The following is a 15,711-nucleotide window of genomic DNA, read 5'->3' as shown; positions in this document are numbered from 1 at the left end:
GGGAGCGTCCGGCACAGAGATCTGGTGGTGGAGCACATGCTGCGGAAGAGCGACGAGGTGCAGGTCTTCCGGATCACGGGGGCCCGTCAGGGGCTGGCCGACGATGTGCGGGGCAGGCAGCGGCGCTATGTGATCTCGATGTCGGTGCGCACGGTGTCGGTGGTGCTGGCGGCGGTGCTGTGGAACGTCGAGCGGCATGTGGCGATCGTGGCGCTCGTCCTGGGGGTGCTGCTGCCGTACGTGGCGGTGGTCATCGCCAACGCGGGCCGGGAGAACGCCCCTTCGCTGCCGTCGACGTATCTCTCCGGGCCGATGCGGCCCGCCGTGGACGCGTCGGCCCCGGTCGCCGGGCCGGCAGAGCCCGAAGGCCCCGAGGGGCGGTCGGGCCGGGTGCCGCCGCCCCAGGGGCCCAGTTGAGCGCGGTCGAGTCCGCACGCCCCGCCAAGCTCAAGAAAAGCTCAGATCAATCATGACGTTCCGGTGCACCGCACCCGGGTGCCCGTGACATACTTCAGAGGCGCTCCGCATCCCCCGTCGGAGCGACGGACCGACGCCGGGCAGCTCCCCCCGTGGCTGCTCGGCGTCGCCCATTCTCCGGCCGGGGAGATGTCGATCAGCCGCCGGTGCGGTGCCTGTGTCAGGGCACTTGAGGCCCTGAAGACTCCCGCGCGGCACTGGCCTAGGCTGGATCTCGTGATCTTCCCCGAGACGTCCGCCGAGAGCGCCGCCGGCGCCCCCATCTGTTCCGCCAAGGGCTGCCGGGCCGACGCGGTGTGGGTCCTCGCCTGGAACAACCCCAAGCTGCACACGCCCGAGCGGCGCAAGACCTGGCTGGCCTGCGACGAGCACCGGGAGCATCTGTCCTCGTTCCTCGGTGTACGGGGTTTCCTCAAGGACGTCGTGCCGCTCGCCGACTGGGAGTCCGGGGGCGAGGGCGCCTGAGCCGCTGAGGCGTCAGCCGCCGATCGCGGACATCGGGCGGTCGGGCTGGAGGAAGGAGGGGTCGTCCAGGCCGGATCCCGCCTTCTTGCCCCACATGGCGACCTTCCAGAGGCGGGCGATCTCGGCGTCCGGCGCGTCCGAGCGCAGGGCGGAGCGCAGGTCCGTCTCCTCGCGGGCGAAGAGGCAGGTGCGGACCTGGCCGTCCGCGGTGAGCCGGGTGCGGTCGCAGGCGCGGCAGAACGGGCGGGTGACCGAGGCGATCACGCCGACGCGGTGGGGGCCGCCGTCGACGCTCCAGCGCTCGGCGGGGGCGGAGCCCCGGGCTTCGTCGTCCTCGGCGGTGAGGGTGAAGCGGGTGCGCAGCGAGGCGAGGATGTCACCGGCGGTGATCATGCCGTCGCGCTTCCAGCCGTGCTGGGCGTCCAGGGGCATCTGCTCGATGAAGCGGAGCTCGTAATCGTTGGCGACGGCCCAGGCCAGCAGCTCGGGGGCCTCGTCGTCGTTGAGCCCCGGCATCAGGACGGAGTTGACCTTGACCGGGGTGAGCCCGGCCGCGCGGGCGGCTTCGAGACCTTCCAGGACGTCCTTGTGGCGGTCGCGCCGGGTGAGGGTCTTGAAGACGTCGGGGCGCAGGGTGTCCAGCGAGACGTTGACCCGGTCGAGTCCGGCGGTCTTGAGGGCGGCGGCGGTCCGCTTGAGGCCGATGCCGTTGGTCGTGAGCGACATGCGGGGGCGCGGGGTGAGCGCGGCGCACTGCTCGACGATGGAGACCAGGCCGGGGCGGAGCAGGGGCTCGCCGCCGGTGAAGCGGACCTCGGTGATGCCGAGGGAGGTGACCGCGATGCGGATCAGGCGCACGATCTCGTCGTCGGAGAGCAGCTCGCTCTTGCCGAGCCACTGGAGGCCCTCTTCCGGCATGCAGTAGGTGCACCGCAGATTGCACTTGTCGGTCAGTGACACGCGCAGGTCGGTGGCGACCCTGTCGTAGGTGTCGATGAGCACGGTGGCTCCCCTCCCCCGGTGGTGTCGGCGGTCGCCCGGCCGGGCCGTCGGCCCCGCTGAGATTCCTGGCCCTGTCGGGACATCGGCTCTTTCACTGCGTTGACTCTTCCGAGCCTACGTGAGACCGGTGACATCGCAGGGGCCCGTTTGCCACGAGGTGCGGCCGGGCCGCGTCGTAGGACTCTACGACGCGGCCCGGACCACGGGGTGGGCGATGAACCGAACGGCTCGGTGAATTCCTTCTCTCAGTGCGCTCCGGTGCCGGTGAGGGACTTGACCTCCAGCTCGGCGTACTTGTCCGTGTCGGGCTTCTCCTTGGAGATCAGCGAGCCGACCCAGCCGAGCAGGAAGCCGAGCGGGATCGAGATCAGGCCGGGGTTCTCCAGCGGGAACCAGGCGAAGTCGACGCCCGGGAACATCGACGTCGGCTTGGAGGAGACGACCGGCGAGAAGAGCACCAGCAGGACGGAGGAGGCGAGGCCGCCGTAGATGGACCAGAGGGCCCCCTGTGTGGTGAACCGCTTCCAGAAGAGGCTGTAGAGGATCGTCGGCAGGTTGGCGGAGGCGGCGACCGCGAAGGCGAGGGCCACCAGGCCGGCGACGTTCAGGTCGCGGGCGAGCGCGCCCAGCGCGATGGAGACGACGCCGATGGCGACGGTGGCCCAGCGGGCGGCGCGGACCTCTTCCTTCTCGGTGGCCTGTCCCTTGCGGATCACGTTGGCGTAGATGTCGTGCGCGAAGGACGAGGAGGAGGCGAGGGTGAGTCCGGCGACGACGGCGAGGATGGTGGCGAAGGCGACGGCGGAGATCACCGCGAGGAGGATCGCGCCGCCGGTGGACCCGGAGCCGCCGCCGATCTCCAGGGCGGCCAGTGGCGCCGCCGTGTTGCCCGCCTTGTTCGAGGCGATGATGTCGTCGGACTTGAGGATCGCCGCCGCGCCGAAGCCGAGGACGATCGTCATCAGGTAGAACGCGCCGATGATGCCGATCGCCCAGTTCACGGACTTACGGGCGGCCTTGGCGGTGGGCACGGTGTAGAAGCGGATCAGGATGTGCGGCAGGCCCGCGGTGCCGAGGACCAGGGCGATGCCCAGCGAGATGAAGTCCAGCTTCGAGACGCCGGTCGCGCCGTACTTCAGGCCGGGCTCCAGGAAGGCCGCGCCCTTGCCGCTGTTGCTGGCGGCGGTGCCGAGCAGGTCGGAGATGTTGAAGTTGAACTTCAGCAGGATCAGGAAGGTGATGAGCAGGGTGCCCGCGATGAGCAGGACGGCCTTGACCATCTGCACCCAGGTGGTGCCCTTCATGCCGCCGATGGTGACATAAAGGATCATGAGTACGCCGACCAGGGCGACGATGACGATCTTCCCGAAGTCGCTGGTGATGCCGAGCAGCAGCGATACGAGGACGCCCGCGCCGGCCATCTGGGCCAGCAGGTAGAAGATCGAGACGACGATGGTGGACGTGCCGGCGGCGGTGCGCACGGGGCGCTGGCGCATCCGGTAGGCGAGGACGTCGCCCATGGTGTAGCGGCCGGAGTTGCGCAGCGGTTCGGCGACCAGGAGCAGGGCCACGAGCCAGGCGACCAGGAAGCCGATGGAGTAGAGGAAGCCGTCGTAGCCGAAGAGGGCGATGGCTCCGGCGATGCCGAGGAAGGACGCGGCGGACATGTAGTCGCCGGAGACCGCCAGTCCGTTCTGGAATCCGGTGAACTGGCGGCCGCCCGCGTAGAAGTCGGCGGCGCTCTTGGTCTGGCGGCCCGCCCACACGGTGATGAAGAGGGTCGCCACGACGAAGACGGCGAACAGGGTGATGATCAGCGGCCGGTGCTCGCTCGCCCCGTCCGCGGCGAGCTGGACGGTCGGATAGAGGGTGTGGGCGGCGCTCATACGTCGGCCTCCATACGGGACTTGATCGCTTCGGCCTTCGGGTCGAGCCGGGTGGCGGCGTGCCGGGAGTACAGCCAGGCGATGAGGAAGGTGGTGGCGAACTGGGCGAGGCCGAGGACGAGCGCCATGTTGATGTTGCCGACGACCTTGGTGCTCATGAAGCCGCCCGCGTAGTTGCAGAGCAGGACGTAGAGCAGGTACCAGGCGACGAAGGCGACGGTGAGCGGGAAGGCGAAGGAGCGGAACGAGCGGCGCAGGTCGGCGAACTCGGCACTCGCCTGCACCGCGTTGTACGCCTCGGTGGTGGGCTGGGCGGGGCTGGTGTCGGCAGGGCCCTCGGGCGGCGGTGCATCGGTAGCCACGGAATCTCCTCGCGACGCGGGTGGGGTGGTCTGGGGGGCGGTGGGTGTCAAGGGAGACCTCGTTTACCGGGGGGACGGTGGTGTGCCTCCTGGACAACGGCACGGAGGGCGCGACGAAGCGGTTCACCGGATCTTTCGCCTTCTCGGCCTCACCCCGGGTGACCGGAAACCGATCCCGGCGGCCTGAAGTCACCCGTACGCATTCGGCCGCACAGGTGCACTCTTCGAACTCACTTGCCCCAAATCGTTGATGCGCCGGGAAGATCAGCGATAGCTTCACTCGTCATGTACGCGACCGAACACGCCAGGTGTCCGGTCGACCGGCACGGATGATGTGGAGACCCCGTGGCTCATCTGGCATCGAGACGGAACCCCGAGGCCCATCCGGCAACCCGGCGGACCCGCGCGCTCGCGCTGCCCCTCGGGCTCGCGCTCGTCGCCTCGCTCGGCTTCCTGCCGGCGGGGACGGCCACGGCCGCGCCCACCGGCGCACCGGCCGCCGCGACCCCGGACGCCGACGGCCCGAAGCTGAGTTACGTCGTCAACACCGGCGGCGGCTCCAGCACCGTCCAGCAGGTGAGGAAGGCGATCGCCCAGGCCGGCGGCACGGTCGTCGTCGCGTACGAGCAGATCGGCGTCATCGTCGCCCACTCGCAGAACCCGGCCTTCGGAGAAACGATCCGGCGCGTACGGGGCGTGGAGTCGGCCGGCGCGACCCGGACCAACCCGATCGTGCCGCAGGCCACGAAGGACGTCGGCGCCATAGCGCAGCCGCTGACCGAGGCCCAGGCCGCGGCGGCCGCCGCGCGGGCCACGGCCGAGGAGGACCCGCTGGAGCCGCTCCAGTGGTCGCTGCCCGCGATCAAGGCGGACAAGGCGCACCAGAAGTCCCTGGGCTCCAAGAAGGTCACGGTCGCCGTCATCGACACGGGCGTCGACGACACCCACCCGGACCTGGCGCCGAACTTCGACCGCGCCGCCTCCGCCAACTGCGTCACCGGCGCTCCGGACACCACCGCCGGCTCCTGGCGTCCGGCGGCGGGCGAGAGCGACCACGGCACGCATGTGGCGGGCACCATCGCCGCCGCGAAGAACGGCTTCGGCGTCACCGGGGTGGCCCCGGGGGTGAAGGTCTCCGGCATCAAGGTCTCCACCCCGGACGGCTACTTCTACACCGAGGCCGTCGTCTGCGGGTTCCTCTGGGCCGCCGAGCACGGCGTCGACGTCACGAACAACAGCTATTACACCGACCCCTGGCTGTTCGCCTGCAAGAACGACCCCGACCAGGGCGCGCTGGTCGAGTCGCTCACCCGCGCGGTCACGTACGCCGAGCGCAGGGGCACGGTCAACGTCGCCGCGGCCGGCAACGCCCGCCACGACCTGTCGTCCCGCGCGATCGAGGACCGGACCAGCCCGAACGACGGCGAGACGGTCACCCGGACGATCGACCCGCGCGTCTGCCCCGACATCCCGACCATGCTGCCGGGCGTCGTGACGGTCTCCTCGACGGGCGCCAAGGGCTGGAAGTCCTCGTTCTCCAACTACGGCAAGGGCGTCATCGACGTGGCGGCCCCGGGCGGCGACTCGACGGTCTACCAGACCCCCGAGCCGCCGGCCGTCAACGGGCTGATCCTCTCCACGCTGCCGGGCGGCAGGTTCGGCTACAAGGCCGGTACGTCGATGGCCTCCCCGCACGTCGCGGGCGTCGTGGCCCTGATCAAGTCCCGCCACCCCTACGCCTCACCGGCCGCGCTGAAGGTGCTGCTGGGCCTCCAGGCGGACGCGAAGGCGTGCGGCGCACCGTACGACTACAACGGTGACGGGGTCATCGACGCGGTCTGCGAGGGCGGCAAGAGCTACAACGGCTTCTACGGGGCCGGAGTGGTGGACGCGCTGGACGCGGTCCGCTGGTAGCGGCTTCACCTGATCGGAGCGAGGGGCCGGGGAGCGTTCTCCCCGGCCCCTCGCCGTGGGGCGGGTGCGCCATAGGATCGCGGGGCGCGCGCCGAACGGCCGGCTGAGGGGGAGGAACACACGTGCCCGGTACGGAAGTCGCCCTGATCCGACTGGCCACGGCGGTGATCACCGCGGCCGCCAAGGCGTTGCTGACCCCCAGGCCGGGCGCGGGCCTGGTACCGGACCCCCTCCGCCCGTTCCCCCGCCGGCCGAAGCCCGACCGCCTGGCGAGGGTGCTGGCGGGGCGGATGGCCGACTCCTACGCGGATCTCCCCGAGCACGAACGGCTCGCCGCGCTCGCCTCCGTACAGGACACGTTCGAGGCGGCGGGCGGTCCGGAGGCCGGGCGGCTGTTCGCGCTGGAGCTGGACCCCGGCCGGCTGCGGGCCGAGCTGTCGGCCCCCGCCGCCGGGCTCTCGGCGCGCGCCCGCGAGCTGTACGAGGACCTCCTCGGCCGCTGCTGCGCGCATCTGGTGGAACAGCTCACCGCCCACCCGTCGTTCGCGGCGCGGGCGGCGGTGGAGCAGGTCCGTGCGGCGGGGCGCACCAGCGAGCTGGTGGAGGAGGTACGGGACCGGGTCGGCCCGCGCCCGGACGCGGCGGACCTGGAGTTCGAGGAGCGGTACGCCGACTTCGTCGCGCGGGCCAACAGCCGGATGGGCCTGTTCGGGCTGACGCTCGGCAGGTCGGCGGGCGAGTGGCCGCTGGAGACCGCCTACATCAGCCTCTCGGTCAGCGGCGGCCGCGAGACGAGTGACCGGCACGGTCCGGATCACCCCGTCCGGACCACGGTCAGGGTCGAACAGGCCCTCGGCGAACGGGAGCGGCTGCTGCTGCGCGGCCCGGCCGGTTCGGGCAAGAGCACGCTGGTGCAGTGGCTGGCGCTCAACGCGGCCCGGCAGACCTTCGGCGGCGAGCTGGCGGACTGGAACCGGTGCGTCCCCTTCGTCCTGCGCCTGCGCGCCTTCACGGCCCTGGACGCACTGCCCGCCCCGGCGGACTTCCTGCGCGCGGCCGGGGTCCCGCTGCACGGCTCGGCCCCGGCCGGCTGGGCGGACCGGCTGATGCGGCAGGGCCGGGCGCTGGTGCTGGTCGACGGGGTCGACGAGGTGCCGGACCGGCTGCGCAGGCGCACGGAACGCTGGCTGAAGGACCTGATCGCCGCCTATCCCCGGGCCAGGTACGTGGTGACGACCCGCCCCTCCGCCGTCCCCGGGACCTGGCTCTCCGTCTCCGGCTTCGAGCCGTACACGCTGCTGGCGATGCGCCGGGAGGACGTGCGCGCCTTCATCGGCCACTGGCACCGGGCGGCCCGCTCGGAGTGCGTGTCCGAGGAGGAGCGCGCCGAGCTGGACCGGTACGAGAGCGCCCTGCGCCGGGCGGTCGGCACCCGCCGGGACCTGGGGCTGCTCGCGACGAACCCGCTGATGTGCGCCCTGCTCTGCGCGCTGAACCGGGACCGCCGGATGCAACTGCCGAGGGCGCGCAAGGAGCTGTACGACGCGGCGCTGGACATGCTGCTGGTGCGGCGCGACACCGAGCGCGAGATCGTCGGGGTGGAGGGCGTCGACCTGACCCGCGAGGAGCAGACGGCGCTGCTCCAGCGCCTGGCGTACTGGCTGATCCGCAACGGCCTGGTCGAGGCGCGGCAGGATGAGGCGACCGCCCTGGTCGCGGACTGGCTGCGGGCCATGTCCCAGGTCCGGGGAACCCCCGAGCAGGTCTTCGCGCACCTGCTCAACCGCAGCGGCCTCCTGCGCGAACCGGCCCCGGGCTCGGTGGGCTTCGTCCACCGGACGTTCCAGGACTACCTGGGGGCCAAGGCGGCGGTGGAGGACCGCGACTTCGGCGTCCTGGTCCGCCACGCCCACGAGGACCAGTGGGACGACGTGGTGCAGATGGCGGTGGGGCACGCGCGGCCGGACGAGCGGGCCTGGCTGCTGACGTCCTTGCTGGAGCGGGCGGACGCGGAGGCGGCGTACGAGCACCGGTTGGTGCTGCTCGCGGCGGGCAGTCTCGGCCACGCGCCGGAGCTGGAGCCGGCGGTGCGGGCCCGGGTGGAGCAGCGGACGGGAAGGCTGCTGCCGCCGGAGAGCGAGGAGAGCGTCGATCAGCTGATCAGGATCGGCGATCTGGCGCTGGAGCTGCTGTCGGCGATGGCGGACGGGCTGACGGAACGGCAAGCGGCGGCGGTCGTGCAGACGGCGGGGGGTGTGGGCAGTGACACGGCGTACGAGCTGGTGAAGCACTTCCGGAACGACGAGCGGAGCCTGGTCGCCCATGAAGTGTCCCTCGCCTGGGGGGAGTTCAACGCGGACCGGTACGCGCGGGAGGTGATGGCGACCCGCGTCTGGAGCGACACGTACGCGTATGTGCGGACGTCCGCCCAGCTGGCCGCGCTCCGGCACATCCCCCGCCTGCACGCCGCGAACGTGTCAGGCGCCCATCGCGACCTCACGGCGCTGTGGTCCCGGCCGGACCTGCGGCGGCTCTTCCTGTTCAGCAACCTGGACCTCACCGATCTGGGCCCGCTGGGAGGGATGCCCCGGCTCCGCGAGATCGGTCTGAGCCACTGCTCGGAGATCCGGGACCTCGGGCCGCTCGCGCGGCCGGGGCTGGAGTGGCTGTCCCTCACCGAACTCCACAAGGCGCTCGATCCCGCCCCGCTCGCCGACATGCCGGACCTGCGGCACCTCACGCTCGGCCACGCCTTCCCCTTGCGGAGCCTGGGCGAACTGCCCGGCCGCGAGCGGGTGACCTCCCTGGACCTGCTGCCCCAGTCCTGGCCCCTGCGCCTGGAGGGCCTCGGCTGCTGGCCGAGTCTCGAGAGGCTGACCCTGCACGGAGCCACCCGCCTCCGGCAGCTGGGCAACGAACCGTCGCTGTCGGGGCTGACCCATCTGCAACTAATCCGGTTCCGGCTGGACCTGCGTCAGCTGGCCCCCCTCGACCGGCTGCGCGATCTGCTCCTGAGCCACTGCCATCTGGCCGACGACGGCCTCGCTCCGCTCGCCGTTCTCCCCGCCCTCACCGCACTGCGGCTCTACGGCGGCCACCACGCCACAAACCGGCCCTTCGACCTCGCGCCCCTGGCGGACGCGGAGAACCTGACGGTCCACCTCGGGTACGGCACCGAGGTCACCAACGCCGAACTCCTCCCGCCCGAACGCGTCGTCCGCCTCCCCTGACCACGTGGCCGACCGGCCGAATAGGGGACTGTCAGTCGTGGCCCGTATTCTCTGTGACCATGCTCGACGACCGCCAGACAGCCGCACCGTGGCCGACCGCCTACCCCCAGGGGTACGCGGTCGTCGACGTGGAGACCACCGGCCTCGCCCGTGACGACCGGATCGTGTCCGCCGCCGTCTACCGGCTGGACGCCCTGGGCAATGTCGAGGACCACTGGTACACGCTGGTGAATCCGGAGCGGGACCCCGGTCCCGTCTGGATCCACGGGCTGACGAGCGACGTGCTGGAGGGCGCGCCGCTCTTCCCGGAGGTCGCCGCCGAGTTGTCGGCGCGGCTCGCGGACCGGGTGCTCGTCGCGCACAACGCGGCGTTCGACTGGTCGATGATCGCCCGGGAGTACGCCCGGGCCTCGGTGATCGCCCCCGTCGAGCAGCGGCTCTGCACGATCGCGCTCGCCAAGGAGCTGCGGCTGCCGCTGCCCAACCACAAGCTGGCCTCCCTGGCCGCCCACTTCGGCGTCGTACAGCAGCAGGCCCACCACGCCCTGGACGACGCCCGGGTGCTGGCCGAGGCGTTCCGGCCGAGTCTGCACGCGGCGGCCCGGGACGGGGTGCGGCTGCCGCTGCTGGAGTGCCGTCCGCTGACCGAGTGGTCGGACTCCCCCGTCACGCCGCGCGTCGGCTATCAGCCGTTCCGGCAGTCGACCAGCTGGCGTCCCTCGCGCAAGCGGCCGGCCTGCCCGTATCCCAATCCGGGGCGGTACGAGAAGGAGAAGCCGCTCAAGCAGGGGATGCGGGTGGCGTTCTCCGGGGACACCTCGATCGACCGGGAGCTGCTGGAGGACCGGGCGGTGGAGGCGGGTCTGCATGTGGCGACGAGCGTGTCGCGGCTGACGAGTCTGCTGGTGACCAACGACCCGGACGCGGCGACGTCCAAGACGCAGAAGGCGAAGACGTTCGGGACGCCGGTCCTGGAGGAGAGCGCCTTCACCCATCTGCTGCGCGATGTGGAGCCGGCGGACGGGACCGCGCTGCCGCACCAGGCTTCCCCGCCGCCGCCGGAGGGGATCCCGTCGCCGGAGTGACCCGGTCGGAGCGCAGCCGCGGTACGGGGCCCATGTCGACGGCGCCGGGGCGGGCGCGACCCCTGAGTGCCGCACCCCGGGGCCCCGGTTGTACGGTCATGGGGTGTACCGCTTCCTGTTGACCCGGCAGTGGGTGATCCTCACCCTGCTCGCTCTCGTACTGATGCCGACGATGGTCGAGCTGGGTTTCTGGCAGTTGCACCGGCACCAGCACCGGGTCGCGCAGAACGAGCTGATCTCGCGGAACCTGCGGGCGCAGCCGGTCCCGGTCGCCGAGCTCACCTCCCCCGGGCACACCGTCCCGCGCGCCGACTACTGGCGGGCGGTGACCGCGACGGGCACGTTCGACAGCGAGCACGAGGTGGTGGTCCGCCGCCGCACCTCGGAGGACGACAAGATCGGCGTCCACGTGCTGACGCCGCTGGAGCTGAGGGACGGCGGCACCGTCCTGGTCAACCGGGGCTGGGTCCCCGCCGCGCCGAACCAGACGTCCTACCCCGACGTGCCGCCCGCCCCCCGCGGCGAAGTGACCGTGACCGGGCGGCTCAAGGCGGACGAGACGACCGGCAGCAGCGGCATCAAGGACCTGGCGGGGCTGCCGGACCGGCAGGTGATGCTGATCAACAGCGAGCAGCAGTCGCAGCTGCTGTCCCGGAAGGTCCTCGGCGGTTACATCGAGCAGACCGCCCCCGTGCCCTCGGGCGGGCTGCCCGAGCAGATCGCCTCCCCCGACGACGGCTCCATCGGCGCGCACATGGCGTACGCCGTGCAGTGGTGGCTGTTCGTCGCGGCGGTTCCGGCCGGCTGGATCATCCTCGTACGGCGGGAGAAGCGCGACCGTGAGGAGGCGGCCGCGAAGGGCGAACCGGCCGGCGACGTCTCGGAGGGGCCCGACGCCTCCGCACCCGCCGACGCCTCCGGGCAGGATGACTCCGGGCGGACGGACACCGCGGGGCGGGCCGACGACTCCGAGCGGGCCGAACCGGCGAGCGCCTGAGAGCTGCCGCACACCAACGGGCTGGTTGACGAGGGTCCGGTTCGGGAACACGCCAGAGCGTGACCCCACGCATCGAGGACTACGCCCTGATCGGCGATCTCCAGACGGCCGCCCTCGTCGGCAGGAACGGTTCCGTCGACTGGCTCTGCCTGCCGCGCTTCGACTCCGGCGCCTGTTTCGCGGCCCTGCTCGGCGACGAGGAGAACGGCCACTGGCGCATCGCCCCCCAGGGCTCCGGGCCATCGGACACCTGCACCCGGCGGGGCTACGCGGGTGACTCCCTGGTCCTGGAGACGTACTGGGAGACGCGGACCGGCACGGTCAAGGTCATCGACTTCATGCCGCAGCGCGACAAGGCGCCCGACCTGATGCGGATCGTCGAGGGCGTCAGCGGCACCGTCGACATGAGCTCCGTGCTGCGGCTGCGCTTCGACTTCGGGTCCGTGGTGCCCTGGGTGCGCCGGTCGCACGGCCACCGGGTCGCGGTCGCCGGGCCCGACTCCGTCTGGCTGCGCAGCGAACCGCCGGTCAAGACCTGGGGCCAGCAGTTCAGCACCTGCTCCTCCTTCACGGTCTCCGAGGGCGAGAGTGTGGCCTTTGTCCTGACCTGGCACCCCTCGCACTCGCAGCGGCCGAAGCTGATCGACCCGCACAAGGCGCTGAAGCACGCCCTGCACGACTGGGCGAAGTGGACCGAGAGGTGTACCTACGACGGCCCGTACCGGGAGGCCGTCCTGCGCTCGCTGATCACGCTGAAGGCGCTGACGTTCGCTCCGACCGGCGGGATCGTGGCGGCCCCGACGACCTCGCTGCCGGAGGAGATCGGCGGCGTACGGAACTGGGACTACCGCTTCTGCTGGCTCCGCGACTCCACGCTGACCCTGGGGGCGCTGCTCTCGGCCGGCTATCTGGAGGAGGCGGCGGCCTGGCGGGACTGGCTGCTGCGGGCCGTCGCCGGGGACCCGGCCGACCTCCAGATCATGTACGGGCTCGCGGGCGAGCGCAGACTCCCCGAGATGGAGCTCCCCTGGCTCACCGGGTACGAGAACTCCCGGCCGGTCCGCATCGGCAACGCGGCCGTGCGCCAGCGCCAGCTGGACGTGTACGGCGAGGTCATCGACTCCCTCAGGCTGGCCCGGGACACCGGCCTGGACGACAAGCCGCACGCCTGGAACCTCCAGCTCAGCCTGCTCGGCTTCCTGGAGTCGAGCTGGCGGGAGCCGGACGAGGGGATCTGGGAGATCCGCGGCGCACGCCGGCACTTCGTGCACTCCAAGGTGATGGCCTGGGTCGCCGCCGACCGGGCGGTGCGCTCCCTGGAGGAGAACCCCGAACTGCCCGGCGACGCCGACCGGTGGCGGGCGATGCGGGACGCCGTGCACGCCGAGGTCTGCGCCAAGGGGTACGACCCCGAGCGGAACACCTTCACCCAGTACTACGGGTCGCGGGAGCTGGACGCCTCGACCCTGCTGATCGTGCGCACCGGGTTCCTGCCGCCGGACGACCCCCGGGTCATCGGCACGGTCGACGCGATCCGCGACGAGCTGGCCGGCGACGGCCTGGTCCGCCGCTACAGCACCGCGGGCGCGTCCGTCGACGGGCTGCCGGGCGACGAGGGTGCGTTCATCGTCTGCTCGTTCTGGCTGGCCGACGCCCTGCGCCACACCGGGCGGGCCGCCGAGGCCGAGGCGCTGTTCGAGCGGCTGCTCAAGCTGCGCAACGACGTGGGGCTGCTGGCCGAGGAGTTCGACCCCGCGTCACAGCGTCAGCTGGGCAACTTCCCGCAGGCGTTCAGCCACATCGGGCTGGTGAACACGGCCGTGGGCCTGGCAGGCCGGGAACCGGCGGCATCCGGGGACACGGCAGGATAGGGACATGGATCTAGGACTGAAGGACCGCGTGTACATCGTCACCGGCGCGACCCGGGGCCTCGGCAACGCCACGGCGCGCGCCCTGGCCGCGGACGGCGCGAAGGTCATCGTCACCGGCCGGGACGACAAGAGCGTCGAGGAGGCCGCCGCCGAGCTGGGGCCCGACGCGGTCGGCGTCACCGCCGACAACGCCGACCCGACCGCCGCCCAGCGGCTGGTGGACACGGCACGGGAGCGTTTCGGGCGGCTCGACGGCATTCTCATCAGCGTCGGCGGGCCCGCGCCCGGATTCCTCGCGGACAACACGGACGACCAGTGGCAGACGGCGTTCGAGACGGTGTTCCTCGGGGCGGTGCGGCTCGCGCGGACGACGGCCGCCGCGCTGGGCGATGGCGGCGTCATCGGCTTCGTACTCTCCGGATCGGTGCACGAGCCGATCCCCGGGCTGACCATCTCCAACGGGCTGCGCCCCGGTCTCGCCGGCTTCGCCAAGTCACTCGCCGACGAGCTGGGCCCGCGCGGCATCCGGGTCGTCGGGGTGCTGCCCGCCCGGATCGACACCGACCGGGTCCGCGAACTGGACGCGCTCTCGGGCGACGCCGAAGCCTCCCGCACGGCCAACGAGGCGCGCATCCCGCTGCGGCGCTACGGGACGCCGGAGGAGTTCGGGAAGACCGCGGCCTTCCTGCTCTCCCCCGCCGCCTCGTATCTGACGGGGATCATGGTGCCGGTCGACGGGGGCTTCCGGCACGGGTTCTGACCGGGGCCGCCGCGCGGTCCCGGATGCGGGTTCCGGCCGGATGGCCGCACGGTCTCAAGGCACGGGTCCCGACCGGACGACAGCACGGGGCTCCGACCGCCCGCTGAACTACATCGCCGGCTCCGGCGCGCAATTGTTCGGCCTGGCGCTGGGAGGTGCGGCCGTCGCGGCAGTCGGCCCGCACCTGGCGCTCGCGGTGAGCGCCGCCCTCTACCTGGGCTGCGCGCTCGCCATCCGCATCCGGCTGCCCCGGCTGCGGCCGGGAGGGTCCGGCGGCACACCCGGCAGCGCCCGGGGCCGTGGCGGGCCCGTCCGGACAAGCCTGCACGGCGCCGGTCTGCTGCTGCGCGGACGCACGGTGCGGCGACTGATGCCGGCCCAGTGGCTGCCGCCCGCGTTCGTCACGGGCGCGGAGGGCCTGATCGTCGCCTACGCGGGAGGACGCCACTTCGCACCCGGTGGGTACGCGGTGCTGACGGGCTGTCTGCCGGTCGGCATGCTGGTCGGCAACCTGATGGCGGGCCGACTCCTACGGCCACCCACCCGGGAGCGACTGGTGGTCCCGCTGATCGTGCTGATGGGACTGCCGCTGGTCGGCTTCGCCGCCGAGCCCGGGGTGGGCGTCTCGTCCTGTCTGCTGCTGCTTTGCGGCTTCGGATTCGCCTACGGTCCCGGCCTGCAACGGCCGTTCCTGGACGCCCTGCCGAAGGATGGCCGGGGCCAGGCGTTCGGCCTGCTCGGCTCCGGCGGCATGACGCTGCAAGGCGTCGGGGCGGCCTGCCTCGGCTCGGCGGCCGCGGTCGTCGGAACAGGCGGTGCGATGGCCCTGGCGGGCGGCGCGACGGCGCTCACCGCTGGCTGGAATCTCACCCGGCACCCGCCCGCCTCCCCGGCCCCGGCCTCGGCTCCAGCTCCAGCTCCAGCCCCAGCCCCAGCCCATGGAAGGCTCATGCCGCATGATCGATGAATTCGCGAAGGACCACCTGCACGGAAGACTGCGCCGGGACCGCGAGGCGCTGCTCTGGAAGCTCGACGGCCTGTCCGAATACGACGCCCGCAGACCGTTGACGGCGACCGGGACCAACCTCCTCGGCCTGGTCAAACACGTGGCCACCGTCGAGGCCAGGTACTTCGGCGAGGTCTTCGGCCGCCCTTCCCCGGAACCGCTGCCCCGGTGGCAGGACTCGGACGGCAGCGACCAGTGGGCGGCCGAGGACGAGACCCGCGATCAGATCATCGGGTTCTACCGGCGTGCCTGGGAACACGCGGACGCGACGATCGACGGGCTTCCCCTCGACGCCCCCGGCCATGTGCCGTGGTGGCCGGAGCCCCATGCCCACACGAACCTGTTCGCCGTCATGATCCACGTCCTCGGCGACTCCGTCCGGCATGCCGGGCACGCCGACATCCTGCGCGAGGGCCTCGACGGCCGGACCGGGCTGCGCGCCGAACACGAGAAGCCGGTCGACGAGGAGGCCCGTGCGGCCCACCGCGCGAGGATCGAGCAGGCCGCCAGGTCGGCCGCGTCGATCGAAGGCTCAGTCAGACGTACGTCGTAGGCATGGACCTGGCTGGTGACCGGGGCCCGGGCTGGAGCCGTGGCCGAGGACCTTGGACAGGCCGAACACCGTGGCGGAGTACGGGGTGTCGGCCGTAGAACAT

12 protein-coding genes and 1 pseudogene are annotated in these 15,711 nt (G+C 72.1%); 10 read left to right on the top strand and 3 right to left on the bottom strand.

Annotated features, from left to right (window positions below):
• Nucleotides 1–36 precede the first annotated feature (36 nt).
• Entirely contained in the window at nt 37–417 is a 381-nt protein-coding gene (locus tag ACLJPL_RS31600) for a DUF3099 domain-containing protein (protein ID WP_411084413.1), read from the top strand.
• A gap of 276 nt (nt 418–693) precedes the next feature.
• Nucleotides 694–942 carry a hypothetical protein gene (locus tag ACLJPL_RS31595; protein WP_411084383.1) on the top strand — a complete coding sequence of 83 codons (249 nt, stop codon included), beginning with the start codon at nt 694–696 and terminating at the stop codon, nt 940–942.
• A gap of 12 nt (nt 943–954) precedes the next feature.
• Here the strand turns inward: ACLJPL_RS31595 and moaA are convergent, their stop codons facing one another.
• The 3 genes from moaA to ACLJPL_RS31580 form a co-directional block, all read right to left on the bottom strand.
• Nucleotides 955–1,944, bottom strand: coding sequence for a GTP 3',8-cyclase MoaA (gene moaA, locus ACLJPL_RS31590; protein ID WP_411084382.1), 990 nt, complete (start codon nt 1,942–1,944; stop codon nt 955–957).
• Between the two features lie 245 nt (nt 1,945–2,189).
• Nucleotides 2,190–3,830, bottom strand: coding sequence for a cation acetate symporter (locus ACLJPL_RS31585; RefSeq protein WP_411084381.1), 1,641 nt, complete (start codon nt 3,828–3,830; stop codon nt 2,190–2,192).
• Nucleotides 3,827–4,192 (bottom strand): DUF485 domain-containing protein, encoded by a 366-nt coding sequence (locus tag ACLJPL_RS31580; protein ID WP_411084380.1) that lies wholly within the window; start codon nt 4,190–4,192, stop codon nt 3,827–3,829. The genes ACLJPL_RS31585 and ACLJPL_RS31580 overlap by 4 nt, the downstream gene beginning before the upstream one ends.
• 345 nt (nt 4,193–4,537) lie before the next feature.
• Here ACLJPL_RS31580 and ACLJPL_RS31575 point away from each other — a divergent pair, with 345 nt between their 5' ends.
• The 8 genes and pseudogenes from ACLJPL_RS31575 to ACLJPL_RS31540 all read left to right on the top strand — a co-directional run bounded on the left by ACLJPL_RS31575 (nt 4,538) and on the right by ACLJPL_RS31540 (nt 15,608).
• Nucleotides 4,538–6,106 carry a S8 family peptidase gene (locus ACLJPL_RS31575; protein ID WP_411084379.1) on the top strand — a complete coding sequence of 523 codons (1,569 nt, stop codon included), beginning with the start codon at nt 4,538–4,540 and terminating at the stop codon, nt 6,104–6,106.
• Nucleotides 6,107–6,228: 122 nt separating this feature from the next.
• Entirely contained in the window at nt 6,229–9,336 is a 3,108-nt protein-coding gene (locus tag ACLJPL_RS31570) for an NACHT domain-containing protein (RefSeq protein ID WP_411084378.1), read from the top strand.
• 53 nt (nt 9,337–9,389) lie between these two features.
• Nucleotides 9,390–10,421 (top strand): DEDDh family exonuclease, encoded by a 1,032-nt coding sequence (locus tag ACLJPL_RS31565; protein WP_411084377.1) that lies wholly within the window; start codon nt 9,390–9,392, stop codon nt 10,419–10,421.
• Nucleotides 10,422–10,524: 103 nt separating this feature from the next.
• A complete protein-coding gene (locus ACLJPL_RS31560; RefSeq protein WP_411084376.1) occupies nt 10,525–11,418 on the top strand; it encodes an SURF1 family protein in 894 nt (297 codons plus the stop codon).
• A 59-nt stretch (nt 11,419–11,477) separates the two neighbouring features.
• A complete protein-coding gene (locus ACLJPL_RS31555) occupies nt 11,478–13,289 on the top strand; it encodes a glycoside hydrolase family 15 protein (protein WP_411084375.1) in 1,812 nt (603 codons plus the stop codon).
• A 4-nt stretch (nt 13,290–13,293) separates the two neighbouring features.
• On the top strand, nt 13,294–14,049 hold the full coding sequence (locus tag ACLJPL_RS31550) for an SDR family oxidoreductase (RefSeq protein WP_411084374.1): 756 nt from the start codon (nt 13,294–13,296) through the stop codon (nt 14,047–14,049).
• A gap of 97 nt (nt 14,050–14,146) precedes the next feature.
• Nucleotides 14,147–15,016, top strand: a pseudogene (locus tag ACLJPL_RS31545) (MFS transporter); the annotation flags it as partial.
• Nucleotides 15,006–15,608, top strand: a complete 603-nt coding sequence (locus tag ACLJPL_RS31540; RefSeq protein WP_411084373.1) for a DinB family protein — start codon at nt 15,006–15,008, stop codon at nt 15,606–15,608. The pseudogene ACLJPL_RS31545 and the gene ACLJPL_RS31540, both read left to right, overlap by 11 nt.
• Nucleotides 15,609–15,711: the final 103 nt, after the last annotated feature.

This window comes from Streptomyces sp. cmx-18-6, from assembly GCF_046548915.1.
GTDB lineage: Bacteria > Actinomycetota > Actinomycetes > Streptomycetales > Streptomycetaceae > Streptomyces.
This window is presented reverse-complemented; position numbering and strand designations above follow the sequence as displayed.